This window comes from Priestia sp. ABM2_011, assembly GCF_056158845.1.
In genome coordinates this window covers 3,929,939-3,954,576 of sequence record NZ_JBSWUB010000001.1, presented here as the reverse complement: position 1 = coordinate 3,954,576, position 24,638 = coordinate 3,929,939, and the positions used below count along the sequence as shown (strand labels likewise).

The 24,638-nt window shown below is 38.9% G+C and carries 25 protein-coding genes; 18 read left to right on the top strand and 7 right to left on the bottom strand.

Annotated elements, in window-relative coordinates:
- Positions 1-50 precede the first annotated feature (50 nt).
- Both typA and ACXAE4_RS21040 read left to right on the top strand, forming a co-directional pair.
- Positions 51-1,889 (top strand): translational GTPase TypA, encoded by a 1,839-nt coding sequence (gene typA / locus ACXAE4_RS21045; RefSeq protein WP_013056066.1) that lies wholly within the window; start codon positions 51-53, stop codon positions 1,887-1,889.
- Positions 1,890-2,049: 160 nt separating this feature from the next.
- Positions 2,050-2,367: a YlaH-like family protein gene (locus tag ACXAE4_RS21040; protein WP_013056067.1), complete on the top strand. Its 318-nt coding sequence runs from the start codon at positions 2,050-2,052 to the stop codon at positions 2,365-2,367.
- A gap of 26 nt (positions 2,368-2,393) precedes the next feature.
- On the opposite strand, the gene ACXAE4_RS21035 is transcribed toward ACXAE4_RS21040, so the two are convergent.
- Positions 2,394-2,828, bottom strand: coding sequence for a hypothetical protein (locus ACXAE4_RS21035; protein ID WP_033578411.1), 435 nt, complete (start codon positions 2,826-2,828; stop codon positions 2,394-2,396).
- A 1-nt stretch (position 2,829) separates the two neighbouring features.
- Positions 2,830-3,030: a YlaI family protein gene (locus tag ACXAE4_RS21030; protein WP_013056069.1), complete on the bottom strand. Its 201-nt coding sequence runs from the start codon at positions 3,028-3,030 to the stop codon at positions 2,830-2,832.
- A gap of 185 nt (positions 3,031-3,215) precedes the next feature.
- Between ACXAE4_RS21030 and ACXAE4_RS21025 the strand changes: the two genes are divergently transcribed.
- Entirely contained in the window at positions 3,216-3,671 is a 456-nt protein-coding gene (locus ACXAE4_RS21025) for a pyridoxamine 5'-phosphate oxidase family protein (protein WP_028414102.1), read from the top strand.
- Between the two features lie 26 nt (positions 3,672-3,697).
- Here the strand turns inward: ACXAE4_RS21025 and ACXAE4_RS21020 are convergent, their stop codons facing one another.
- Complete coding sequence (locus tag ACXAE4_RS21020; protein WP_013056071.1) at positions 3,698-4,297, bottom strand: YhcN/YlaJ family sporulation lipoprotein; 600 nt, start codon at positions 4,295-4,297, stop codon at positions 3,698-3,700.
- Positions 4,298-4,513: 216 nt separating this feature from the next.
- Here ACXAE4_RS21020 and ACXAE4_RS21015 point away from each other — a divergent pair, with 216 nt between their 5' ends.
- Positions 4,514-5,842 (top strand): PhoH family protein, encoded by a 1,329-nt coding sequence (locus ACXAE4_RS21015; protein WP_013056072.1) that lies wholly within the window; start codon positions 4,514-4,516, stop codon positions 5,840-5,842.
- A gap of 38 nt (positions 5,843-5,880) precedes the next feature.
- On the opposite strand, the gene ACXAE4_RS21010 is transcribed toward ACXAE4_RS21015, so the two are convergent.
- The gene (locus ACXAE4_RS21010; protein WP_475236835.1) at positions 5,881-6,381 is read right to left on the bottom strand and encodes a peptidyl-prolyl cis-trans isomerase; all 501 of its coding nucleotides are present in this window, start codon (positions 6,379-6,381) and stop codon (positions 5,881-5,883) included.
- 281 nt (positions 6,382-6,662) lie between these two features.
- Between ACXAE4_RS21010 and ACXAE4_RS21005 the strand changes: the two genes are divergently transcribed.
- The 3 genes from ACXAE4_RS21005 to pyc all read left to right on the top strand — a co-directional run bounded on the left by ACXAE4_RS21005 (position 6,663) and on the right by pyc (position 11,846).
- Complete coding sequence (locus ACXAE4_RS21005) at positions 6,663-6,929, top strand: Fpa/YlaN family protein (protein WP_370506486.1); 267 nt, start codon at positions 6,663-6,665, stop codon at positions 6,927-6,929.
- Between the two features lie 143 nt (positions 6,930-7,072).
- A complete protein-coding gene (locus ACXAE4_RS21000) occupies positions 7,073-8,263 on the top strand; it encodes an FtsW/RodA/SpoVE family cell cycle protein (RefSeq protein ID WP_028414100.1) in 1,191 nt (396 codons plus the stop codon).
- A gap of 133 nt (positions 8,264-8,396) precedes the next feature.
- Complete coding sequence (gene pyc / locus ACXAE4_RS20995; RefSeq protein WP_028414099.1) at positions 8,397-11,846, top strand: pyruvate carboxylase; 3,450 nt, start codon at positions 8,397-8,399, stop codon at positions 11,844-11,846.
- A gap of 39 nt (positions 11,847-11,885) precedes the next feature.
- Here pyc and ACXAE4_RS20990 read toward each other — a convergent pair whose 3' ends face one another.
- Positions 11,886-12,788 carry a COX15/CtaA family protein gene (locus tag ACXAE4_RS20990; RefSeq protein WP_028414098.1) on the bottom strand — a complete coding sequence of 301 codons (903 nt, stop codon included), beginning with the start codon at positions 12,786-12,788 and terminating at the stop codon, positions 11,886-11,888.
- 504 nt (positions 12,789-13,292) lie between these two features.
- Here ACXAE4_RS20990 and cyoE point away from each other — a divergent pair.
- The 6 genes from cyoE (at position 13,293) to ctaG (ending at position 19,277) form a co-directional block, all read left to right on the top strand.
- A complete protein-coding gene (gene cyoE / locus ACXAE4_RS20985) occupies positions 13,293-14,231 on the top strand; it encodes a heme o synthase (protein WP_028414097.1) in 939 nt (312 codons plus the stop codon).
- A 137-nt stretch (positions 14,232-14,368) separates the two neighbouring features.
- Entirely contained in the window at positions 14,369-15,424 is a 1,056-nt protein-coding gene (gene coxB, locus ACXAE4_RS20980; protein ID WP_028414096.1) for a cytochrome c oxidase subunit II, read from the top strand.
- Between the two features lie 34 nt (positions 15,425-15,458).
- On the top strand, positions 15,459-17,324 hold the full coding sequence (gene ctaD / locus ACXAE4_RS20975) for a cytochrome c oxidase subunit I (RefSeq protein WP_033578414.1): 1,866 nt from the start codon (positions 15,459-15,461) through the stop codon (positions 17,322-17,324).
- Positions 17,324-17,944 (top strand): cytochrome c oxidase subunit III, encoded by a 621-nt coding sequence (gene ctaE / locus ACXAE4_RS20970; protein ID WP_013056081.1) that lies wholly within the window; start codon positions 17,324-17,326, stop codon positions 17,942-17,944. The genes ctaD and ctaE overlap by 1 nt, the downstream gene beginning before the upstream one ends.
- Before the next feature lie 4 nt (positions 17,945-17,948).
- Positions 17,949-18,281 carry a cytochrome c oxidase subunit IVB gene (gene ctaF / locus ACXAE4_RS20965; protein WP_014460982.1) on the top strand — a complete coding sequence of 111 codons (333 nt, stop codon included), beginning with the start codon at positions 17,949-17,951 and terminating at the stop codon, positions 18,279-18,281.
- Between the two features lie 57 nt (positions 18,282-18,338).
- The gene (gene ctaG / locus ACXAE4_RS20960) at positions 18,339-19,277 is read left to right on the top strand and encodes a cytochrome c oxidase assembly factor CtaG (RefSeq protein WP_028414094.1); all 939 of its coding nucleotides are present in this window, start codon (positions 18,339-18,341) and stop codon (positions 19,275-19,277) included.
- A 36-nt stretch (positions 19,278-19,313) separates the two neighbouring features.
- Here ctaG and ACXAE4_RS20955 read toward each other — a convergent pair whose 3' ends face one another.
- The gene (locus ACXAE4_RS20955; RefSeq protein WP_013056084.1) at positions 19,314-19,673 is read right to left on the bottom strand and encodes a YugN family protein; all 360 of its coding nucleotides are present in this window, start codon (positions 19,671-19,673) and stop codon (positions 19,314-19,316) included.
- Between the two features lie 185 nt (positions 19,674-19,858).
- On the opposite strand from ACXAE4_RS20955, the gene ACXAE4_RS20950 reads away from it, so the two are divergent.
- The 4 genes from ACXAE4_RS20950 to ACXAE4_RS20935 all read left to right on the top strand — a co-directional run bounded on the left by ACXAE4_RS20950 (position 19,859) and on the right by ACXAE4_RS20935 (position 23,088).
- Positions 19,859-20,278: a CBS domain-containing protein gene (locus tag ACXAE4_RS20950; protein WP_028414093.1), complete on the top strand. Its 420-nt coding sequence runs from the start codon at positions 19,859-19,861 to the stop codon at positions 20,276-20,278.
- 190 nt (positions 20,279-20,468) lie between these two features.
- On the top strand, positions 20,469-21,485 hold the full coding sequence (locus ACXAE4_RS20945) for a CAP domain-containing protein (protein WP_028414092.1): 1,017 nt from the start codon (positions 20,469-20,471) through the stop codon (positions 21,483-21,485).
- Between the two features lie 84 nt (positions 21,486-21,569).
- Positions 21,570-22,346 (top strand): sporulation protein YpjB, encoded by a 777-nt coding sequence (locus tag ACXAE4_RS20940; protein WP_475236832.1) that lies wholly within the window; start codon positions 21,570-21,572, stop codon positions 22,344-22,346.
- A gap of 64 nt (positions 22,347-22,410) precedes the next feature.
- The gene (locus ACXAE4_RS20935; RefSeq protein WP_013056088.1) at positions 22,411-23,088 is read left to right on the top strand and encodes a zinc metallopeptidase; all 678 of its coding nucleotides are present in this window, start codon (positions 22,411-22,413) and stop codon (positions 23,086-23,088) included.
- A gap of 29 nt (positions 23,089-23,117) precedes the next feature.
- Here ACXAE4_RS20935 and ACXAE4_RS20930 read toward each other — a convergent pair whose 3' ends face one another.
- Positions 23,118-23,984: a YitT family protein gene (locus ACXAE4_RS20930; protein ID WP_028414090.1), complete on the bottom strand. Its 867-nt coding sequence runs from the start codon at positions 23,982-23,984 to the stop codon at positions 23,118-23,120.
- A gap of 312 nt (positions 23,985-24,296) precedes the next feature.
- Here ACXAE4_RS20930 and ACXAE4_RS20925 point away from each other — a divergent pair, with 312 nt between their 5' ends.
- On the top strand, positions 24,297-24,626 hold the full coding sequence (locus ACXAE4_RS20925) for a nucleotide pyrophosphohydrolase (RefSeq protein ID WP_013056090.1): 330 nt from the start codon (positions 24,297-24,299) through the stop codon (positions 24,624-24,626).
- Positions 24,627-24,638: the final 12 nt, after the last annotated feature.

Below are 24,638 nucleotides of genomic sequence, written 5' to 3'. Positions count from 1 at the left end.
AGTTAGTGTGATATAATAGCTTAGTTATTACAAGCATAGGAGTGAAATGCGTGAACATTCGTAAAGATTTACGTAATATTGCCATTATTGCCCATGTAGACCATGGGAAAACAACGTTAGTAGATAAATTATTACATCAGTCCGGAACATTCCGTACTAATGAGCATGTTGAAGAACGTGCGATGGATTCAAATGACCTTGAGCGTGAGCGTGGAATTACAATTTTAGCGAAAAACACAGCTATTAATTATAAAGATACGCGTATCAACATTATGGATACGCCAGGACATGCTGACTTCGGTGGAGAAGTTGAGCGTATTATGAAAATGGTAGACGGTGTTCTACTTGTAGTAGACGCATACGAAGGATGTATGCCTCAAACGCGCTTTGTATTGAAAAAAGCATTAGAGCAAAACTTAACGCCGATTGTTGTTGTTAACAAAATTGACCGTGACTTTGCTCGTCCAACTGAAGTAGTTGATGAAGTAATTGACTTATTTATTGAACTAGGTGCAAGTGAGGAACAAATTGAGTTCCCTGTTGTTTATGCTTCAGCAATCAACGGAACGGCTAGCACGAACCCTGAAAAGCAAGATGAGAACATGTCATCTCTATTTGACTCAATCATCGAGCACATTCCAGCACCAGTAGACAACAGCGACGAACCACTTCAATTCCAAGTGGCAATGCTTGACTACAATGACTATCTTGGTCGTATCGGTGTAGGGCGCGTATTCCGCGGAACAATGAAAGTAGGCCAGCAAGTTGCATTAATGAAGCTTGACGGTACGGTAAAACAATTCCGCGTAACAAAATTATTCGGTTTCCTAGGCTTAAAGCGTGTTGAAATCGAAGAAGCAAAGGCAGGAGACCTGATCGCTGTATCAGGAATGGAAGACATCAACGTAGGTGAAACAGTATGTCCGTTTGACCACCAAGATGCACTGCCAATTTTACGTATTGATGAACCTACTTTACAAATGACGTTCTTAGTAAACAATTCACCGTTTGCTGGTCGTGAAGGTAAATTTGTTACATCTCGTAAAATTGAAGAGCGCTTAATGTCTGAACTTGAGACAGATGTAAGTTTACGCGTGGAAAATACTGATTCACCGGATGTATGGGTCGTTTCAGGACGTGGAGAACTTCATTTATCTATTTTAATTGAAAATATGCGTCGTGAAGGATATGAGATTCAAGTATCAAAACCTGAAGTAATCGTTCGTGAAATTGATGGCGTTCGCTGTGAGCCAGTTGAACGTGTGCAAATCGACGTGCCTGAAGAACATACGGGTTCTATTATGGAATCAATGGGTGCTCGTAAAGGTGAAATGGTTGATATGATTAACAACGGCAGCGGTCAAGTTCGTCTGATCTTTATGGTTCCTGCACGTGGTTTAATCGGTTATACAACTGAGTTCTTATCGTTAACTCGTGGATTCGGTATCATTAACCATTCATTTGATAGCTACCAACCAATGCAGCAAGGTCAAGTTGGAGGTCGCCGTCAAGGTGTGCTTGTTTCTATGGAAAGCGGTAAATCATCTACTTATGGAATCCAAGGCGTAGAAGACCGCGGTACAATTTTCGTGGAGCCAGGTACAGAAGTATACGAAGGTATGATCGTAGGAGAACACACTCGTGAAAATGATATCGTTGTTAACATCTGTAAAATGAAGCAAATGACGAATATGCGTTCTGCTAACAAAGATCAAACAACAGGTATGAAAAAACCTCGTATTATGTCTTTAGAGCAATCACTTGAATATTTAAACGAAGATGAATATTGTGAAATCACACCAGAATCTATTCGTCTACGTAAAAAAATTCTTGATAAAAATGAACGTGAAAAAGCAGCGAAAAAGAAAAAATACGCTGACACGAAATAATAAAAAAAGGAAGTCGTTAGCTTTATTTGCTAGCGGCTTGTTTTTTATCAATTATATCAGAATTTTCTATTTTTTGAAAGCGTTTTATAAAGAGATAATTTGGAAAGGAAAAAGGTGGCTTATATCGAATAATGTAAAGTAAGGAATAGGGGGAAGGAAGATGGATGTAAAAGAACACCTTTCATTTTTTGCTGCTTTGTATCAAGTAGATGAACATGCAAAAATAGGAATGTGGCTGTTATACTTTACTATTTTAGGGCTATCTGTTCTTGTGTACAAACTCGGGTTTGCAAAGAAGCTGCCGCTTTTAAAATCTGTGGTTATTTATCTATTTTTAGCTTTTGGATGTACAATTTTAACGTTTTTAGGCATTTTTTTACCTGTAGCTGAAGGGCTTGTGGTTGCAGCGCTTGTATTAATTATTTATAAAATACGGCTGTATCAGGCTAAAAAGCAAAACTCCACGTTGGGTTCATAAAAGACTACATAAAAAGACGCTTGTAGCTACAAGCGTCTTTTTAGTATGATATAGCCGAAGACAAGAGCGGCTGCGAAAATTAAATGGCCAGCTGTCCAATAAAAAATTGCTACTGCATCATCCACCGCAGGCGTAGGCTTAAGCGCAAGCAGCGTCAACGGAAAATACAAAGGAATGGTTGGAAGTGTTAATAAAAAAGAACACAATACGATTTTTCGAATAGACATATTGTTTAATTTACCTACTATGTAAACAAAAACGATCCCAATTGCAACGGCAATGAATAAATGAAAAACAAACTCCACCCATTCAGGCCATTGAATAGGGCCAATGATAGGAATAAAATCAACATTTAATAAAAGGGTATAAACTTGTTTGCCGGTTAGCCATTCTATCCATTTCAAACATAACCCAAGGATAATCCCGCTGAACATGCCAATACTTATTCCTAAACGGAGCACCTTACCAATCCTCCTCTGTCTTTTTCGACTCATATAGTTTAAAGTTACCAGTAGCTATGCGTTCTTTTGTTCGTTTTTCAATCCGTTCAGAACATTCATTGCACATATATGTATGGATAGGACGGTTGCGCAGTCGTTTTGCCACGAGCGTTTCATCCTCAATTGTTTCAATTTTATCGCACATGACACATTGTACTCTCATTTCTATCACCTCAACTTCTCTATACATCATTCTAGCCGAAAATTCTTGTTTTATAAAGTTTTTTTGCGGTGCTATCTCTCAGGAGAAAAGGAACGATAGGAAAACATTCCTAAAGAAGCAGGTAATTTTGCTTGTTAGCTCGAAGATAGTAACTAGTAAGTACATAAACAGTAGGAGGGATGAAAATGGCCAACGAAGTCGAGACTCAATTAGTAGATGCATTATACGATGAGCTACAGACAGAGAGATTTGCAACCATTTCAACTATTGATTTTGAAACAAACGCTCCAAATGTTAGTGCCATTTCGTGGTTAGTAGCTCCGACTAAACAAAAAATTCGATTTGCCGTAGATGTCAAATCGAGGATTGTAGAAAACATTAAACATACGAATAAAGCAGTGGTAAATATTCTTGCTAATGAATCATGCTACTCAATCAGCGGAATAGCTGAGGTAGTGCAGGAAAAGTTAGAAGGAGTAGCTTTAAAGCTGACGCTAATTGAACTAGATATTAATGAAGTAAGAGATGTCATGTTCTATGGCTCTAAGATTTCAGTAAACCCTTCATATGAAAAGACCTATGATCCAGTAGCAGCCGCTAAACTCGATAAGCAAGTAATTGAAGCGATAAAAAAAGCTTAGCAGCGGCCTGCCGCTAAGCGACTTTCTTATTCATTTTTTTGAAGATGATTATTAGATTGTTTTTCCTGCTCATTCTTTAAATTTTGCTCTTGTTTATTATTTAATTTTTGATTGTTTGTATCTGTTGAACTAGGATTTCGGCGGATTTCTTCTGCAAATTCAGGCATCACTCGGTTTACAATGGCTGCTAATTCATCTAAAAATCCTGTAACCGGCCGACCTTTGCGAATTTCATTTCCAATTTGTTTTAGCCGAGCGACCGTATCAGGATCTGCAATAACAACAGAGTTAGCGCCGTACGGATCAGCTTTCAGACCTTCGGCAACTGTATATTTGATTGAACTTACTTCTGAACGATCAATATCTTTGCCGACGTCAATGCCTACGATTGCATACTTGCCGAGCACAATGGCAGTAGCATCATTTACATTCGGAACGCTTGAAGCCAGTTCAACTAAATGCGCTGATATTTCATTAGCAGTACGCTTGTGAGAGCGTTCAGGAGATGAATTTTTGACCTGTACAATTCGATCTGTCTTTTGCCCTTCTTCAACGTCTGCTTGATTATTGTTGCAGCCGGTTAGTGTAATAAAACATAAGCTAATGGATAGAAAAAATTTGTTCATGTGGGAGACTCCTCCTTATGAATGACTCATTTTTTGTAGTAATTTGTATTTAGTTTCTAATAGTTCTTCTATCTTTATACACGTGTTCATATATTTAAAGAAAATGGTCCGTCCATTTAAGGTCACTTCACACATGTGCGTTACATAGTATATAAATGGATGGGTGCCTTGTTTCACTCCTTACAGGAAAAACAATCGGAGTAGGAGGCTGAATTATTGGGAAAAATTTATGTATTAGATACGAATGTTTTATTACAAGATCCGCATTCAATTTTTTCATTTGATGATAACGAAGTAGTGATTCCAGCCGTTGTACTAGAAGAAGTTGATTCGAAAAAAAGAAATATGGATGAAGTCGGACGAAATGCAAGGCAGGTATCCAAACTCATTGATAACTTGAGACAACATGGAAAGTTATATGAGAAAATCCCGTTAGAAAATGGGGGCCATTTGCGAATTGAACTCAATCATCGCTCTTTTCAACAGCTTCAAGAAATCTTTGTGGAAAAAACAAATGATAATCGAATTTTAGCTGTTGCTAAAAATTTATCCCTTGAAGAGGAAACAAAAGAAGATGGACGTGAAGTGATACTAGTGAGTAAAGATGTGTTGGTACGTGTGAAGGCTGACGCAATCGGTTTAAGAGCAGAAGATTTTTTAAGTGATCGAGTAGTGGAATTCAATAGTATTTATACAGGCTTTTCAGAAGTCTATATTGCAAAAGAACTGCTGAGTCAATTTTACGAAAAAGGAGAGCTGCTAACGTCTCAAATTGCAAACCACTCCTTTTTTGCAAATCAATTCTTAGTGATGAAAGATGCATTTGGAGGATCCGGATCAGCCATCGGCATTGTCGATCAAACAACAACGAAAGTAAAAAAACTTTTATTTGAATATGATCATATATGGGGAATTAAACCTCGAAATGTTCAGCAAATTATGGCGTTAGAACTTCTTCTTAGAGACGACGTTCAACTGGTCACGTTAATTGGAAAGGCAGGTACGGGGAAAACGCTGCTTGCTTTAGCTTCAGGACTTATGCAGACGGAAGATCTAGGGTGTTTTAAAAAGCTGCTTGTAGCTCGTCCAATTGTTCCTTTAGGGAAAGATATTGGATTCTTGCCAGGAGAAAAGCAGGAGAAGCTTCGTCCATGGATGCAACCAATTTATGATAACCTAGAGTACTTATTCAACACTAAAAAACCTGGAGAACTGGATGCGATTCTAGCGGGTCTGAGTTCAATAGAAGTGGAAGCCTTGACGTATATAAGAGGCCGAAGCATTCCGGAACAGTTTATTATTATTGATGAAGCACAAAATTTAACGAAGCATGAAATTAAAACAATTTTAACAAGGGTAGGGGAAAAGAGTAAAATTGTGCTTATGGGAGATCCGGCTCAAATTGATCATCCTTATTTAGATGAGTATAACAACGGATTAACGTACGTAGTTGAAAAGTTTAAAGAGCAAAAAGTATCGGGCCACGTTCGGTTAATCAAAGGAGAGCGCTCCGGGCTAGCACAATTAGCAGCTGATATTCTTTAAAAAAAAGTGGGGTCCCTTTTGGAACCCCACTTTTTTTATTATGTAACGATGATTTCTTCCACATATTTAATAGGGTTATTTCGGTTAAATCCGTCCGGTAAATAGACATAGATAGGCCCGTCTTCTCTAAGAGGCTTTCCGTCTTGGCTGAAACCAAAGATTAGTTTTTGCGCTTCTTCTAATGAAAAAGAAATCAGCGCGTCTTTTGTTTTAAATGAAACGTTGGTAGCGTCTTCAGTAGGTGAAGCGTTTGCTAGAAAAGGTGCAAATAAAATCCCAAATGTTCCATTTACTAGCTCCTGTTTTTTGAATTTCTTTTCGGTTTTTAACGTAGGAGGAAAGACGGCTCCTTCTTGAATTTCACGGTCCCAATGCTTAGAAACAGCCTTTGTGTACGCTTCTGTCTCATCTTTTTGCTCTGGTGGATGTTCAAAGAAAACGTCCATATCGAGCTTGCGGTCATCGAAAATCCACACGCTTGGGTCGAGTGTCAGCGTATATTTTACTTTTCCTTTTAACATAATAATTGAATTCATCATAAATGCCCCCTTGCTAAAAGTATAAGCGCTTTCTCCTTATTTGTCACTTTGATGAAAAAATTTAGTTGAGAGTGATTCTCGTATGATATAATGTAAGAGTCAACGAAAGTGCGAAATTTCCTATATCTATGGTAATGGTTTTGAGAAAGTAACAGTATAAAAAAGACGGCCAGCCTCACGGACATGTTTATCCTTGCTTTTTTGGAGCATAGCCTTTAGAATTGAGAGATAGATTAGGTAATCGCTCGCGAACGGAGGGATTGAGTTTGACGCCTGAGACAATGATAGATCATCGTGAAAAAGCGTATGCGTTGTTAAAAGCTGATGCAGATAAGATTTTGCAATTAATTCAAGTTCAAATGGATAACTTAACAATGCCACAATGTCCTCTTTATGAAGAGGTTTTAGATACACAAATGTTTGGTTTATCAAGAGAAATTGATTTTGCAGTTCGTCTTGGTTTAATTGATGAACGTGTTGGAAAAACATTGCTAGACCGCCTCGAGCGTGAACTTTCTGCACTGCATGAAGCGTTTACAAAAAAATAAAAATCACGCGATCGAAACTCAAACTATATACAAACGTAGTTTGAGTTTTTTATTACAGGTGGTTTAAATTTCCTAATTTACTCAAATTTGTACATAAAAGATGAAACGAAACAGAAACACGTCATTTTTAAAGGAAGAGGGTTATGGTAAAAAAAATATTTAGGCATTTTGACTATTCAATTGTAATTCCAGTGCTGCTTCTTTGTGCGGTTGGACTAGTTATGGTTTACAGTTCAAGTATGATTGTAAGTATTACAAGATATCATACGTCAAGTGATTTCTTTTACAACAGACAAAAAATGTGGCTTGCGTTTACGCTTGTATTGTTCATTTTAACAATGCTAACACCTTACAAGCTGTATCCTAAAATACTGCCTTATGCGATTCTGGGCATTTTTGTACTGCTTTTGCTTGTGTTTGTAATGGGGCATACGAGTAACAATGCGCAAAGTTGGCTGCAGCTTGGCGGAGCAAACATGCAGCCGGCTGAGTATGCCAAGCTTGTTGTCATTTTATACTTATCGTATGTTTTGTCTAAAAGGCAAGAGTATATTGACAACATCAAAAAAGCTTTTTTTGGACCTATGGGTCTTGTATTTCTAATATTAGGTTTTGTAGCGATTCAGCCTGACCTTGGAACGGGATCAATTATTTTTGCGATTTCCGTTACCATTATGCTATGTTCGGGAATCTCTAAAAAAACCTTTTTCCGCATGTTAGCACTAGGTATTATTTTGCTTACGGTCATTATTACGATTGGTTTTTTTACAGGTCAGTTTACTGCCAATCGAATCGGCCGTTTTACCGGTGCGTCAGATCCGTTTGCTAATGCTCAAGGAACCGGTTATCAGCTGGTTAATTCATATTTAGCAATAGGTACAGGAGGCTTAAAAGGCCTTGGTTTAGGAGAAAGTGTACAAAAGTATGGTTATCTTCCCGAGCCCCATACCGATTTCATTATGGCCATTATTGCAGAAGAATTAGGATTCTTTGGAGTTATGCTCGTGCTGGGCCTTTTAGGCTTCTTAATTTTCAGGATTTTAATGCTGGCTAAAAAATCTCAGGATCCGTTTGCTAGCATGATTTGTATTGGAGTAGCCAGTATGATAGGTATTCAAACAGGCATTAACCTTGGAGGGCTTACGGGACTCATTCCGATTACCGGCGTCACGCTTCCGTTTATCAGTTACGGAGGGTCTTCGCTGCTAACGCTTATGGTGTCTATGGGAATTATTGTAAATATTTCGTTTTTCGTAAATTATCAAAATAAAAAACAGAAAAATACGGAAAATATTGTGCTACATCCGAACAATACATCAACAACAAGTGATTGATTTTCGTAAAAAAATTGTGTAAAAAAAGCAAAAATTTATTGGAATTTTATTATTTTCCATTGATTTTTGCTTTTCTTTTATCCAATTTTGCTATATATTGAAGTTTATACGAAATTGAGAGGAGATTAGCAACATGAGTTTTGTAACTAAAAAAATCAAAAAAGTATTAGTAGCAAACCGAGGAGAAATTGCGATTCGTGTATTTCGAGCATGTACTGAACTGAATATTCGGACTGTTGCAATTTATTCGAAGGAAGACGCAGGTTCTTATCACCGTTACAAAGCGGATGAAGCCTATTTAGTAGGAGCGGAGAAAAAGCCGATTGATGCTTATTTAGATATAGAAGGCATCATCGACATTGCTAAGTCTCATGATGTAGATGCTATTCACCCTGGCTATGGTTTTTTGTCAGAAAATATCCAATTTGCAAAACGTTGCGAAGAAGAAGGCATTATTTTCATTGGCCCAAAATCCAAGCATCTTGATATGTTTGGCGATAAAGTAAAAGCACGTCATCAGGCTATTCAAGCAGATATTCCCGTTATTCCTGGTACAGATGGTCCTATTGATTCAATTGACGAAGCAAAAGAATTTGCTAATCAGCATGGATATCCTCTAATGATCAAAGCAGCTTTGGGCGGAGGCGGTCGAGGCATGCGTATCGTTCGCGATGCAGACAGCCTGAATGAATCTTATGATCGTGCCAAATCAGAAGCAAAAGCGGCTTTTGGTAATGATGAAGTATACGTCGAGAAACTAGTTGAAAATCCAAAACATATTGAAGTGCAAATTTTAGGTGATGAACAAGGAAATGTTGTGCACCTTTACGAACGCGACTGTTCAGTGCAGCGTCGTCACCAAAAAGTAGTAGAAGTAGCACCAAGTGTTTCTATAGATGAAGACTTACGTCTCCGCATTTGTGAAGCAGCTGTGCAGCTGATGGAAAAAGTGCAGTACATAAATGCTGGTACAGTAGAATTTTTAGTATCAGGAAACGATTTTTATTTTATTGAAGTAAATCCACGTGTTCAAGTAGAGCACACAATTACTGAAATGATTACAGGTATTGATATCGTTCAATCGCAAATTTTAATTGCGGACGGCTACGCACTTCACAGCAAGGAAGTGTCTATTCCTGCACAAGACCAAATTCACGTACATGGATATGCAATTCAATCTCGTGTAACGACAGAAGACCCGTTAAATAACTTTATGCCGGATACGGGTAAGATTATGGCTTATCGTTCTGGCGGCGGTTTTGGCGTACGTTTAGATACGGGAAACAGCTTCCAAGGCGCTGTCATTACGCCGTATTATGATTCACTGTTAGTAAAAGTAACAACATGGGCCTTAACATTCGATCAAGCCGCATCAAAAATGGTACGGAACTTAAAAGAGTTTCGTATTCGTGGAATTAAAACCAATATTCCATTTCTTGAAAATGTAGTAAAGCATGATAAGTTCTTAACAGGCGCTTATGATACATCCTTTATTGATACAACGCCTGAACTTTTTGTCTTCCCTAAGCGAAAAGACCGCGGAACTAAAATGCTTACATACATTGGGAATGTTACGGTAAACGGATTCCCGGGTGTATCGGAAAAGAAAAAGCCAATCTTTACGAAACCGCGTGTTCCTAATGTCGATATAAAACAACCAATTCCAAACGGAACAAAGCAGATTTTAGATGAAAAAGGCGCTGAAGGGCTAGTAAATTGGGTGAAAGAACGCAAGGAAGTGCTATTAACGGATACAACTTTCCGTGATGGCCATCAGTCTCTTTTAGCAACGCGTATTCGTACAAACGACTTAAAACAAGTAGCTAACCCAACTGCACGCTTGCTTCCGGATTTATTTTCTATGGAAATGTGGGGAGGAGCAACGTTTGATGTCGCTTATCGATTCTTAAAAGAAGATCCGTGGGATCGCTTGCTTACTTTACGTCAACAAGCGCCAAACGTTCTTTTCCAAATGCTTCTTCGCGCGTCAAATGCGGTTGGATATAAAAACTATCCTGATAATGTAATCAAGGAATTTGTTGAAAAATCAGCTTATGCAGGTATTGATGTTTTCCGTATCTTTGACAGCTTAAACTGGGTGCAAGGAATGACTCTTGCAATTGACTCTGTTCGTCAAACAGGGAAGATTGCAGAAGCAGCGATGTGTTATACAGGTGATATTTTAGATCCGACGCGCCGTAAGTATGATTTGGATTACTACAAGAACTTAGCAAAAGAGCTTGAGCAGTCTGGAGCACATATCCTGGGCATTAAAGATATGGCGGGTCTTTTAAAACCACAGGCAGCTTATGATTTAGTATCGGCTCTAAAAGAAACGGTTGATATTCCAATTCACCTTCATACGCATGATACAAGCGGAAACGGTGTATACACGTACGCAAAAGCAATTGAAGCAGGTGTAGACATTGTAGACGTAGCCGTAAGCTCAATGGCAGGCTTAACGTCTCAGCCGAGCGCTAACTCTCTTTATTACGCATTAGAAGGTGCGGACCGCAGACCAAATCTGGATATTAAAAATCTAGAAGAGCTTTCTTACTATTGGGAAGACGTGCGAAAATATTACCAAGACTTCGAAAGCGGGATGAATGCTCCTCATACGGAAGTGTACGAGCATGAAATGCCAGGCGGTCAATATAGCAACTTACAGCAACAAGCAAAAGCAGTTGGTTTAGGAAACCGCTGGGATGAAGTAAAAGATATGTATTCACGCGTGAATTTGTTATTTGGTGATATTGTAAAAGTTACGCCATCATCAAAAGTAGTTGGAGACATGGCATTGTTTATGGTTCAAAACAATTTGACAGAAGAAACGCTGTTTGAGCGCGGTGAAACGCTTGACTTCCCGGATTCCGTTATCGAATTGTTTGAAGGGTATTTAGGACAGCCTCACGGGGGATTCCCTAAAGAGCTTCAGCGCATCATTCTAAAAGGCAGAAAACCTATTACAGTTCGTCCTGGAGAACTGTTAGAAGATGTGGACTTCGATGCAGTGAAAGAAAAGCTATTTAAAGACTTAAATCGTCAAGTGACGAGTTTTGACGCCATTGCTTATGCGCTGTATCCAAAAGTATTTATGGATTATCACAAAGCAGTCGAACAATACGGAGACATCTCTGTTCTTGATACACCGACTTTCCTATACGGCATGCGTTTAGGAGAAGAGGCTGAAATTGAGATTGAAAAAGGAAAAACCTTAATCGTTCGCCTTGTATCCATTGGAGAACCGCAGGCAGACGGTACGCGAACAGTATACTTTGAATTAAACGGTCAGCCTCGTGAAGTCGTGATTAAAGACGAAAGTGTCAAAACAACCGTTACGGCAAAACAAAAAGCCGACCAAGGAAATCCGTCCCACATTGGCGCTTCAATGCCTGGAACCGTTATTCGAGTAGTAGTAGAAAAAGGCGATAAAGTCTCGAAAGGTGATCACTTAATGATCACAGAAGCAATGAAAATGGAAACAACCGTGCAAGCACCATTTGACGGCGTGATTAAACAAGTACACGTATCGAATGGAGATGGCATCCAGCCGGGAGATTTATTAATTGAATTAGAAAGCTAATCAAAAAAGGTACGAGCTCAGAGCTCGTACCTTTTTTGATTAATTATGTGTATGACGCGTTGCAAGTAAGGTCAAGTAGCTTAATACACCGAATAGGAAAGAGATAATTAAAGAATGAGCAAGCGCGAGCTCTAGCTGCAGACGTGTGACAACAACAAGCATACCGGAAACCGCCTGAAAAATAACTAGAATGAGAGCAGCTAACCATCCGTAAAAAATATTTTTTTGATGACGATAATATTTAACTGCATGAATAAAGGCAGCTAAAATCCATACAAACGTTAAAACAGCAGCGGATCGATGTCCCATTTGAATCCACTGATTCAAATCAACGGGTAGCCAACCGTTTCCGTTTGAACAAAATGGAACGTCTGGACAGGCTAAGCTAGCTTCTTTATGGCGAACAAGCGCGCCCGTGTACACAACGGCATATGTGTATAAGATAACCCCGTAAATATGTTTTTTCATTTTAGAGCCTAGCTGCATATTAGCTGTGTCGAGCTTTTGATCCACTTCAAAGATGATAAGTGTTAACAGCAGTACAGAAGCAAACGAAATAAGGGAAATACCAAAATGAAGAGCAAGCACCGCATCTGATTGCCCCCACATAACGGCAGCGGCCCCAATTAATGCTTGCAGTACTAGGAAGAAAAAAGAGATAAACGCTAAAGGTCTAACTTCTTTTATATGTCCTAGTGAAATCCACGCCCATACGCATAAAGCGAGTACAAGAAAGCCCGACACGCCAGAAACTAAGCGGTGGCTTAATTCAACAACGGTTTCAAATGTTAAAGGGTCGGGAATGAGCTGTCCGTTACACAGAGGCCAAGAATCTCCGCACCCGTCTGCTGAACCAGTTTTCGTAACAAGAGCACCGCCAAGTAGAATAAGTAACATGGCTATGCTCGTCACAACGGATAAAAACTTTAATCCAAGTCGCACAATAATCACCATCCTAAAAGCAAAGTAAGTAATATAACGAGCTAAACATTTTATCCTAATCTTTTTGTATATTAAACATAAATTTCATTTATTCTCCATAAACTTGATTGAATTTGTTATAATGGTAGAAAGTGTAAGGGTTGTTCATGAGTTTGACTCTGCAGATATGTAAAAGGTACCGTACAGAAAACTATTTTACTTGCAGAAATATCTTTTAACAAGTGACAGGGACATGCATTTAGCTCATGACAAAAAAAATCCATATTTTTTTCATGAATTCTTCACAAAGTAACGGCAAAATATGGTTTAATAAACATGAGAAATAGATAATTCTCTACTATTTTATCGTTTACATGTGAAGCTTTTAAGTAGTTTCGGTGAGAGGAATATGACTTCTTTGTGAACAAAGAGGAGATTTTTGTAAAAATATGTTGAAAACGCCTTCATTTATAGACTCTTTATTTACTAGATAAAAGTCTGTGGATGAGTAAAGGAGGAAGCGCCATGGAAGATTCAAAAATGGTGGAAGATTCAACGCTTTCTGCATCGCCTAACACAGCTCATGTAAGCGAAAATAGTTCCATTTGGTCAGATTTTTTAGCTACGATTAAAATCGGAATAGTCAACTCAAATTTCATCACCACCTTTACTGGTTTTTGGCTAGCTCTTTTCTTCAACGAACAACACTTCTTAGAAAACCTGGATAAAGCATTTTTTACTTTAATAGGTTCTTCACTTATCATCGCCGGTTCATGCAGTTTGAACAATTACATAGATCGTGACATTGACCCTCTAATGGAACGAACAAAGGGACGACCTACAGTGACAGGAAGTTTTACACCTTTGACGGTCCTTGGGATTGGAATCGGTTTGACGTTAACCGGCTTGCTTATGCTACTAGTTGTTTCTTCCGTAGCCGCTCTCATCGGATTAGCAGGAATACTTACATATGTAGTTCTTTACACCATGTGGTCCAAAAGACTATACACAATTAATACAGTAATCGGAAGTATATCAGGCGCTGTCCCGCCATTAATTGGATGGGCCGCTATCGATCCCAATTTACACGTAGTGGCTTGGGTATTATTTTTAATCATGTTTATTTGGCAGCCGCCTCATTTTCTAGCTCTTGCTATGCGAAGATGTGAAGAATATCGAGCAGCGGGAATCCCTATGTTGCCTGTTGTACATGGTTTTGAGCTTACAAAACGACAGATTCTCATTTGGATTGCTTGTTTGTTGCCATTACCTCTTTATTTATACGAATTAGGCATTCCATTTCTAATTTTGGCCACTGTTTTAAACATAGGATGGCTATTTTTAGGATTTGCTCAATACAATAAACAAGAAGACACAAAGTGGGCTAGCATGATGTTTGTCTACTCACTAAACTATTTAACTATTTTATTTGTCTCAATGATTGTCGCAACGCTTTTTGCCTAGATAAAATCTTTCACTGAATGCGACGCTGCACAAGGGGGATTTCTTCTACATGTAGAATTCATTATAGAAGGAATAAGTTTTATGCTCAAGAGGGCATAGATGAAATCACGTCAATGAAAGAGAGGTTGGGGAATGGTATGAAAAAATGGCGATTGAACTTTCGTGTTTTGTCGTTATTTACGCTGCTTGCATTCGTGTTATCGGCCTGTGGAAAACCGTTTTTGTCAACACTTAAGCCTGCAGGTGAGGTAGCTGAAGAACAATATTCGCTTATGCTTCTTAGTACAGCCATCATGGTTTTAGTTATTATTGTGGTCACCATTATCTTTATATTTGTTATTCTGCGCTTTCGCCGTCGTAAAGGCGAAGAAAACGTGATTCCAAAGCAAGTGGAAGGAAGCAGAAAGTTAGAAATTATATGGACAGTGATTCCTATCTTGCTGCTCATTATTTTGACTGTTCCAACGGTCATCTCAACATTTAAGCTAGCGGACGTAAAAGGAATGAAGGACAAAGATGCTGTCGTAGTAAATGTGCGTGCTAACTTGTACTGGTGGGAATTTGAGTATCCTAATCAAAAAATTATTACATCCCAAGATTTAGTTGTTCCAACGGATAAAAAAGTCTACTTTAATATTAAAGCTTCTGACGTCAAGCACTCGTTCTGGATTCCTTCAGTTGGAGGAAAGCTCGATGCTAACACAGAAAATGATAATAAATTCTGGCTAGTGTTTGATTCTAAAAAATCGAAGGAAGCTAACGGGGTTTTCTACGGAAAATGTGCTGAGCTTTGCGGTCCATCTCATTCTCTTATGGACTTTAAAGTACGGGCTGTATCAAGCAATGAATTTGATACGTGGGCAAAAGATTTGAAAAAGGCAAAGCCTGATGTAGAAACAGCATCCGCAAAAGCGGGTCAAGAGGTCTTTAATGAAAGCTGTATCGGATGCCATGCTGTTGATGTCAAAGACAATCGTCCAGAGCAAGCTCGTCAAGCACCAAACTTAGCCGGTTTTTCTGAACGTGAGCGTGTAGCTGGAGTGCTTCCTCACAACAAGGAAAATATCAAAAAATGGTTAAAAAACCCTGAGAAAGTTAAGCCGGGTAATAAGATGAGTGGTACATATCCTGACTTAACTGATGAACAAGTAAATGAGCTAGCAGACTATTTAATGAGTTTAAAAGAAAAATAAACGTCCAGTCGTTTTTAAAAGGGGAGGTTTAGCGATGAGTACACTCAGTCAAAAGAAGGGTGTAGGTGGAACAATTTGGGACTTTATGACAACCGTTGATCATAAAAAAATCGCCATTCTTTATTTAATTGCCGGCGGTATCTTTTTTCTAGTCGGAGGAGTGGAAGCGCTATTTATACGTATTCAGCTGGCTATACCAAGCAATGACTTTGTTAGTGCAGGAACGTATAATGAAATTTTAACAATGCATGGAACAACGATGATTTTCTTAGCTGCCATGCCGCTTCTTTTTGCTATGATGAATGCAGTTGTTCCGCTGCAAATCGGAGCTCGAGATGTAGCATTTCCATTTTTAAATTTGTTAGGTTTTTGGTTGTTTGCCTTTGGGGGACTCTTTTTAAATCTAAGCTGGTTTTTAGGAGGAGCACCTGATGCAGGTTGGACATCATATGCTTCGCTGTCTATTGCATCGCCTGGTCACGGAATTGATTTTTATGCGATAGGTTTGCAGATTTCCGGAGCCGGGACATTGATTTCAGGTATCAACTTTCTCGTAACAATCATTAACATGAGGGCGCCAGGTATGACTTATATGCGTATGCCGCTGTTTACGTGGACGACGTTTGTTGCATCAGCTCTTATTTTGTTTGCGTTTCCAGCACTGACGGTTGGATTGTTTTTAATGATTTTTGACCGCTTGTTCGGTGGAAACTTTTTTGACGCCACAATGGGTGGAAATACGATTATCTGGGAACATCTTTTCTGGATATTCGGTCATCCGGAAGTATATATTTTAATTCTTCCAGCGTTTGGTGTTTTCTCGGAAATTTTACCTACTTTTTCAAGAAAGAGATTATTCGGATACTCGTCGATGGTTTTTGCTACCGTATTAATCGGATTTTTAGGGTTCATGGTGTGGGCTCACCACATGTTTACAACCGGACTTGGTCCGATTGCAAATGCCATTTTTGCTGTCGCTACGATGGCCATCGCCGTTCCAACTGGAATTAAAATTTTCAATTGGCTGTTTACGCTTTGGGGAGGAAGTATTGAGTTTACGTCTCCAATGCTTTACGCTGTCGCCTTTATTCCGTCATTTGTTATCGGGGGAGTAACAGGAGTTATGGCAGCTGTAGCACCTGCAGATTATCAATTTCAAGATTCTTATTTTATCGTTGCTCACTTCCATTACGTTATCGTAGGCGGTGTCGTATACGCTATATTAGCAGGTGTCACATACTGGTGGCCAAAAATGTTTGGCAAGATGTTAGATGAAAAGTTAAGCAAAGCAACGTTCTGGCTCTTTTTGATTGGTTTCCACTTAACGTTCTTTATTCAGCATTTCTTAGGTCTAATGGGGATGCCTCGCCGCGTATGGACGTTCTTGCCTAATCAAGGTCTCGACCTTGGGAATGCAATCAGTTCATCAGGAGCTGCTTTCATGGCGGTTGCTACGCTCATTTTACTTGTTAACATTATAAAAACCACTGCCAAAGGACAAAAGGTAGGAGGAGATCCTTGGGGAGACGGACGTACATTAGAATGGGCTATTTCATCTCCGCCACCAGAGTATAACTTTAAACAAACGCCGCTTGTACGCGGGTTAGATGCATATTGGATTGAAAAAATGGCAGGAAATAAAGAAATGACGCCAGCCGAACCTCTTGGTGATATTCATATGCCAAACTCATCGTTTATTCCATTTATGATATCGCTTGGGATGTTTATTGCAGGGATTGGCTTTTTGTATCGAAATGATCATGCGTGGGGAGATGTTGTAGGGATTATCGGAATGATCGTCATGTTTTTATCGATGTTCTTCCGTTCATGGATTGATGATCACGGCTTTCATATTCACAAAGAAGACTTAGTTGATGATGACAAGGAGGCGAAGATGTAATGGAGACTGAACAAAAGCTAACCGCTGAAACTTTCCCTGCTTCGCCTGAAAAAGCAACGCTTGAAGGGAAAAATAAATTTACCGGCTTTTGGCTCTTTTTAGGCGGGGAGACGGTTTTGTTTGCTTCACTTTTTGCTACTTATTTAGCTTTGCGCAATTCAACGATGTCAGGACCTAAGCCGGAAGAATTGTTTGATATTAAGCTTGTTTTTGCAGCAACCATGATTTTATTAACAAGTTCACTAACAAGCGTATATGCTATGTATCATATGAAAAATTTTGAGTTTAAAAAGATGCAGCTATGGTTAGGCGTTACGTGGCTTTTAGGTTTAGCGTTTTTAGGGCTAGAAATCTATGAGTTCAGGCATTATGTTCATGAAGGGCATACGTTTACAAGCAGCGCATTTGGTTCTTCTTTCTACGCGCTGGTTGGGACACACGGAGCTCACGTAACGTTCGGACTGCTTTGGATTGGTTCTTTGATGATTCGAAATGCGAAGCGGGGGCTAAACTTATATAACGCTCCTAAATATTATGTCGCAAGTTTATACTGGCACTTTATCGATGTTGTGTGGGTCTTTATTTTCACGGTTGTATATTTAATGGGAATGGTGGGATAAGCTGATGACGACAAATCAATCAAACTCAGATAACCCAAGGCTCAATTTAGAATATCGTAAAAAAAGAAACGCAGAAGATATGAAGATGCAAGTTATCTCTTTTGCAATGATGTTGTTTTTAACACTAATTGCTTTTTTTGCGGTTTATCAAGAGTTTAGCGGATGGTACATTATGCCGGTGATTGTGCTCTTGGCGGTTGTTCAAGTCATCTTTCAACTTTATTATTTCATGCATATGAACCACAAAGGACATACCATACCAGCATTTTTCTTGTATTCAGGCGTATTGGTAGCTCTTTTAACCATTTTAGCTTTTGTAACCATTATTTGGTGGTAAAGAAAAGGGCTGGCATGCGCCAGTCCTTTTCATCATCTGTAGAAGGAGGAATAGACGTTGATTAACAATTTGCAGATGTTTGGTTTTGAAGCACTTTGGAGTCCTTACTATTTTTTAACTATTTGTCTGGTGACCGTCTTATATTTTTTCATCGTTGGTAGATGGAGAGGGAATTTTATAGGAGCGGCGGCCGTAGACAGAAAAACAAAAGCGTATTTTGTTATCAGCATGGTTCTTTTGTATATATGTAAAGGAGGACCTGTAGATTTACTAGGGCACTTTATGTTTAGTGCTCATATGACGCAAATGGCAATTGTTTACTTGGTGATTCCCCCGCTTTTTATTTTAGGAATTCCACCGTGGTTAGCTCGTTCTGTTATTTATGTAAGAGGGGTTAAACCTGTTTTTAAATTTTTTACAAAGCCCTTAATTGCTTTACTATTATTCAATGGGTTATTTTCTTTGTATCATATTCCGCTGCTTTTTGATGTTATTAAAACGGATATGACGCTTCACGGAATCGTGAGTGTTGTATTATTTATCGCTGCATTTTGTATGTGGTGGCCACTCATTAATCAGCTAGAAGAAGAACAAACGCTAAGTTCTTTAAAAAAGCTTGGATACATTTTTGCAGATGGCGTACTTCTTACTCCAGCGTGCGCGCTGATTATTTTTGCAAACCATTCTTTGTATGCGACGTATACAGACTCAAGCGCTTGGGTACAAGCTCTTTCCCTTTGTGTACCGCCTTCTATGATTGCAAGTTTAGGGCAGCTTGCTCCTGAGATGTTTAATACGCTGCCACCCGTGGAAGACCAACAGCTAGGCGGCGTTATTATGAAGATCATTCAAGAAATTGTGTATGGAACGGTTTTAGGCTTTATTTTTTTTCAGTGGGCTCGAAAAGAACGAGAGAAAGATACGTACATGCCTGATTTTACTGAACCTCAAGATATAAAACCAAAGGAATTTCCGTCTACTCCTCCTTTGAATTAAAAAAAGCGCAGTCTGATTACTGCGCTTTTTCTAATTCTATAGCTGAACGGTTTCAAGCTGTGATTTGATTTGTGTTAATATCTTTTCACACTGTTCTACAAGGGATGGCGGGAAATATTCTCCGTCTCCATATTCTACACCGTGAGGATAATAATGTTTGCCTAATAGAGGTGTCATAAGGTGAATAACAGCATGCCTGCCCCCTACATCGCCTGAAATAGCATGTCCTTGGACTCGCAAATAGAAGGTATCTCGCTGAAACTCGAATTTTCGATCGTACGTGACGCGTTCATAATCCCATTGTCCGGCGCGGACCAGGCCAAATTGATGCATAATCTCATCTAATAAATCTAAATCTACCTTTAATGAATCAAACTTTGCATATTCAAATTTCATATGAACTCCCTCCCAAAACAGATATACCCCAACTAAATCATAAGCTGAATGGATAAAACTTGCAATATCTAATAAGGAAAAATGTAAACGTTATCTATTTTTATTTAAACGTTTTAAATGCGAAAGTTTACTAAAAAGTTGGTCACACTATAAAGCGAACACACTATGTAAAGGAGGATAAAACAATGAAAACTGTACAAGAGGTAATGACAGCTGATACGGAAACATGCACCACGCTCGATAACGTATATGAAGTGGCAGTGAAAATGAAGGAATGGAATGTAGGCGCAATTCCAATTGTCGATAGAGATCAGTTAGTAGGAATGATTACAGATCGAGACTTAGTTATAAAAGGCATCGCAGAAAAGAAGCCAAATTCAAGTAAAGTAACGGATGTTATGAGTGAAGAGCTTATAACTATTACAGCGGAAGCCTCTGTAGAAGAAGCTTCTAAGCTTATGGCTCAACATCAAATCCGTCGTCTTCCTGTTGTGGAAAATCAAAAGCTAGTCGGGATTGTTTCGCTAGGTGATTTATCAACGTTTCGCTATGCAAATGAACGTGCAGGAGAAGCGCTCTCAGACATTTCAGAACATACGCATTAAAAAGCGAAAGCCAACTGTTTGCAGGATATTCGTAAATAGTTGGCTTTTTCTTTTGTTTCCTTCATACCGATAGCTATTTTTTTTTGAATGCATGTATAATAGAGATAAAAATAAGTTAAACAGGTAAAGAAAACAGGTGTAAGGAGAGGAAGAAAAGCTGAAAAAAGTTATTTTTATTCTCGTATTAATAGTGGCATTTGTATACGCGGAGGATTATTTACCTCAGCTAGAAAAATATCTAACGGGTCAAAATATTGAGCAAAACCAAACGGATTCCAAAAGTCAGCCCACCCAAGAAGTGGCTTCTTATGAAAAACAAAGTGAAAATATGATGAGGCTCATTGGAGATCATTCAGAACAGTTAATTGGAATGCTTGGAGAGCCGGATCGTATTGATTCTTCTGCATATGGCTATGACTGGTGGATTTACAAAAAGAATCGTCAAACGTATGCGCAGGTAGGAGTAGAAAATAATCAAGTCGTATCCGTATACGTCATTGGTTCAAAAACAAATACAGATCCTTTTGAGATTGGTGAGAAGCGAGAAGAAGTGGAAAAAAGAGTTTCACTTTCATCCGAACTCACGCTTCAAAAAGACGGAAATGAATACCGATTTCGTCTGAGTGAAGAGGATATGAAAATGCGCCCAATTATTAAATATGGAGATGTATACGTCCAACTATATTTTGATCAGTTCCTTAATACAATCTCAAGTATTCGAATTATGGATATGGACACGCTATTAAAACAGCGTCCGTACGAAATTGTTTATCGCGGCGAGCTTCCAACAGCTCCGTCATTGACAGCAGAGGAGTGGAAAAGTGTCCAAGAAGGAGAAGAGCAGCAAATTATCGATATTACAAATGTAATTCGAGACCGTTTTCAGCTGTCACCTTTAGCTTGGGACGAAGCCACTGCGGGAGTAGCTTATTTACACAGCAAAGAAATGAGTGACTTAAACTATTTCTCTCACGTTTCACCAGCACAAGGTGATTTAGGCAACCGTCTGCAAAAAGGTGATGTAGTATACCGTATCGCGGGCGAAAATATTGCCTCGAATTATCAGGATGGAATCGCTGCGGTTGAAGGGTGGCTTAATAGTGAGGGACATCGTAAGGCTTTACTCAATAAAGAGTTTACGCGTCTTGGTGTAGGTGTATATGAGAAGTATTATACGCAAAACTTTATCACTCCGATGAATGAATAGTAAGATTAAAACTTCCTTTTGAAAATAGGTCTACTCTTGTCCACTTTCTCATAAGTTTTAGTAGAGGTTAGAGGAGGGACGAGAATGAAAGGAAGAATAGTAGGAATATTGCTCGTACTTTTCTTTGCATATACGACTACTGTACATGCAGCTGAAGGGCAGTGGGAAAAGCTTGATAACTTATCTGATCAAACGCTATCGCTTGTAGAGCAAAAGGAGTATAAAGCAGCCCAACATTTGTTCAGAAATTTTTCGAATGAATTTACCAGTCTCAATACAGCTTCTTTGGGCGTATCGGCCGAAGATATACGTATTTTAACTCTTTGTTATGAACAGGTAGAAAGGTCTCTTTTATCTTCTGATTCCAGTGATGAAGAACGTCTTCAAAAAGCTACTCAATTTCGATTATTAGTCGATGCGCTGCACAGCAAGCATCAGCCTATGTGGACTGAACTCGAAGGCAGTATGCTAGCAACATTTAAAGAGATGCGAAATGAAGCAGTAAAAGGAGAACAGGCGGCTTATGAAGCGCAGCTTAAGCAATTTTTAAAGGAATATGATATGATCTTACCGAGCGCGCAGGTAGACGTGTCGTCTTCCTACGTACAGCGTGTGAGCGCAGACGTTCACTTTTTACAAAGTGAAGGAACGCTAAGTGAGATTAACGATGACCAGTTCAACCAAATGGAACAAAATTTAAAAGATTTTTTTGAACAAGTAAAAGAAAATCGTACGGACCCGTCTTTTATTTGGGTTACAATCACCACCGGAAGTATTATTATTGCTACACTTTTTTATGTAGGAGCGCGAAAGTATTTCGCTGACCAGAAAAGAAAGTCAGCCAGAGGGCGTAATGATTGACGTAAAAGCGCAGAATTGTCTAAAATAAAAGAGTAGTCAAACACATAATGAAAGGTGTGGGTAAATGAGCTTTTTGATTTATTTTCTCATTATTATCCTTGTGCCAATTTGGGCACAGTTTAAGGTGAGAAGTGCTTACAAAAAATATTCACAAGTAAGCAACTCATCAGGAATGACAGGCGCAGAAGTAGCAAGAAAAATTTTGGATGAAAACGGATTGTACAACGTTCACGTAGAGCCTGTAGGCGGATTTTTATCCGATCACTACGATCCTCGCTCAAAAGTCATTCGTTTGTCAGAAGACAACTATTACGGAACGTCTGTCGCAGGCGCTGCCGTTGCGGCTCACGAAGTGGGACACGCGATTCAAGACAAAGAAAACTATTCGTTTTTACGCCTTCGCCACTCGCTTGTGCCGGTGGCAAGCCTTGGATCAAACGCTTCTTGGATTTTAATTATGATTGGAATTATCGCGTCGATTAAGCCGTTGCTATTGTTAGGTATTATCTTCATGGCAGCAGCGGTCGTATTCCAAGTTGTAACACTGCCTGTTGAATTTAACGCTTCAAGCCGAGCGATGACGCAAATCGTCTCAGTCGGAGCGATTCGAAATGATGAAGAGCGCGAGACGCGCAAAGTGCTTAACGCAGCGGCTTTAACATACGTAGCAGCCGCAGCAGTAGCAGTTCTTGAGTTGGTTCGTTTAATCATGATTTATACAGGAATGAATAACGACGACTAATAAAAAAATACCGCATTAGCGGTATTTTTTTATCTTTCAAGCGGTTTTTTATTTTCATCAAGGGTAAATCCTTCACCTAAGACATCATGAACATCCGTAACTGCAACGAAGGCGTGTGGATCTACAGAAGTAATAACTTGCTTTAAACGGAAAATTTCATTTTTACTAACAACGCAGTATAGCACGTTGGTATCTTGCTTAGAAAAAGAACCCTGTCCTTTTAAAATCGTCACGCCTCGATCCATTTCTTTCATAATTTTATCCGATATGGCTTCGTTATGATTCGAAATGATGGTTGCGCCTTTGGCCGCATACGCACCGTCTTGCATAAAGTCAATAACCCGTGCAGCGACAAAGACTGCAACAAGTGTGTACATAGCTTCTCGGTAGGATAAATAAATGAGAGACGCACTAATTACAATAAAGTCAAAAAGAAACATCGTTTTCCCCATATTCCACCCGATATATTTTTGAACAACACGGGCAATGATATCGACTCCTCCTGTTGTTCCTCCAAACCTGAAAATAATGCCAAGACCCACTCCAATAAAAACACCGGCAAAAAGAGCTGCTAGAGTCATATCATGGCGCAGGGGCATATTCACCGGAAAGCGCTGGAATATCCATAAAAATAGCGATAAGCTAACAACTCCGAGCATGGTATAAATAAATGCTGTTCTCCCTAATAGTTTCCACCCTACAAAAAACAAAGGAATATTTAACACTAAGTTAGAATAAGAGGGATCAATGTTAAATAAGAAAAATAAAAGCAGGGTAATGCCTGTGAATCCACCTTCAGCTAAATTGTTTTGCATGTTAAAATTAACAAGTCCAAACGCAAATATAGCAGAACCAAGCAGTATAAAAATAATATTTTTTAATCTGAGACCTTTCATACTTACAAACCTCCTATGACCGTTTTTGCACTACCTTATCATAAAGGAATATATTTCATTTCGTAAATAACTATCGAAAAGATTTTTGAAAATAGTAAAAAGTGATGATGTTTCTTCTAGTGCTATGTATTAGTAGTATCCTCAATTCGTAAAATATAGACAGATTTTTGAGAATTAAGGGAAACGTGAGGATTATTGTGAAAGAGCATCTGACAAAGGCGTGGTAAGAAGAAGTAATTACACTAAATAATTTGAAGTAAAGATGTTATAATAGTAAGCTGAGTGTACTTCTAAAAGAGGTGAAATAAAAAGATGTCAAAAAAAACGATGGAGCAAATGCAGCAAGAAGTTGATGCATATATTAGCCAATTTAAAGAAGGATATTTTAGTCCTCTTGCTATGCTTGCGAGAATGTCGGAAGAAGTGGGCGAATTATCGCGCGAAATTAACCACTATTATGGTGAAAAGCCGAAGAAAACGACTGAAGCAGAACGTACGGTCGAAGAAGAAATGGGCGACATTTTATTTGTATTAATTTGCTTTGCAAATTCATTAAATATTGATTTACAAGAAGCGCATGATCGCGTTATGAATAAATTTAATACGCGTGACAAAGATCGCTGGACGAAAAAAGAAGACTAAGGAGAGAAAAAG

Excerpts from the sequence above, each read along its gene's own strand:
- ACXAE4_RS21040 (WP_013056067.1), top strand. The coding sequence starts at position 2,050 with ATGGATGTAAAAGAACACCTTTCATTTTTTGCTGCTTTGTATCAAGTA.
- ACXAE4_RS21030 (WP_013056069.1), bottom strand. The coding sequence starts at position 3,030 with ATGAGAGTACAATGTGTCATGTGCGATAAAATTGAAACAATTGAGGAT.
- ACXAE4_RS21025 (WP_028414102.1), top strand. The coding sequence starts at position 3,216 with ATGGCCAACGAAGTCGAGACTCAATTAGTAGATGCATTATACGATGAG.
- ACXAE4_RS21020 (WP_013056071.1), bottom strand. The coding sequence starts at position 4,297 with ATGAACAAATTTTTTCTATCCATTAGCTTATGTTTTATTACACTAACC.
- ACXAE4_RS21010 (WP_475236835.1), bottom strand. The coding sequence starts at position 6,381 with ATGATGAATTCAATTATTATGTTAAAAGGAAAAGTAAAATATACGCTG.
- ACXAE4_RS21005 (WP_370506486.1), top strand. The coding sequence starts at position 6,663 with ATGATAGATCATCGTGAAAAAGCGTATGCGTTGTTAAAAGCTGATGCA.
- ACXAE4_RS21000 (WP_028414100.1), top strand. The coding sequence starts at position 7,073 with ATGGTAAAAAAAATATTTAGGCATTTTGACTATTCAATTGTAATTCCA.
- pyc (WP_028414099.1), top strand. The coding sequence starts at position 8,397 with ATGAGTTTTGTAACTAAAAAAATCAAAAAAGTATTAGTAGCAAACCGA.
- cyoE (WP_028414097.1), top strand. The coding sequence starts at position 13,293 with ATGGAAGATTCAAAAATGGTGGAAGATTCAACGCTTTCTGCATCGCCT.
- coxB (WP_028414096.1), top strand. The coding sequence starts at position 14,369 with ATGAAAAAATGGCGATTGAACTTTCGTGTTTTGTCGTTATTTACGCTG.
- ctaD (WP_033578414.1), top strand. The coding sequence starts at position 15,459 with ATGAGTACACTCAGTCAAAAGAAGGGTGTAGGTGGAACAATTTGGGAC.
- ctaE (WP_013056081.1), top strand. The coding sequence starts at position 17,324 with ATGGAGACTGAACAAAAGCTAACCGCTGAAACTTTCCCTGCTTCGCCT.
- ctaF (WP_014460982.1), top strand. The coding sequence starts at position 17,949 with ATGACGACAAATCAATCAAACTCAGATAACCCAAGGCTCAATTTAGAA.
- ACXAE4_RS20955 (WP_013056084.1), bottom strand. The coding sequence starts at position 19,673 with ATGAAATTTGAATATGCAAAGTTTGATTCATTAAAGGTAGATTTAGAT.
- ACXAE4_RS20950 (WP_028414093.1), top strand. The coding sequence starts at position 19,859 with ATGAAAACTGTACAAGAGGTAATGACAGCTGATACGGAAACATGCACC.
- ACXAE4_RS20940 (WP_475236832.1), top strand. The coding sequence starts at position 21,570 with ATGAAAGGAAGAATAGTAGGAATATTGCTCGTACTTTTCTTTGCATAT.
- ACXAE4_RS20935 (WP_013056088.1), top strand. The coding sequence starts at position 22,411 with ATGAGCTTTTTGATTTATTTTCTCATTATTATCCTTGTGCCAATTTGG.
- ACXAE4_RS20930 (WP_028414090.1), bottom strand. The coding sequence starts at position 23,984 with ATGAAAGGTCTCAGATTAAAAAATATTATTTTTATACTGCTTGGTTCT.
- ACXAE4_RS20925 (WP_013056090.1), top strand. The coding sequence starts at position 24,297 with ATGTCAAAAAAAACGATGGAGCAAATGCAGCAAGAAGTTGATGCATAT.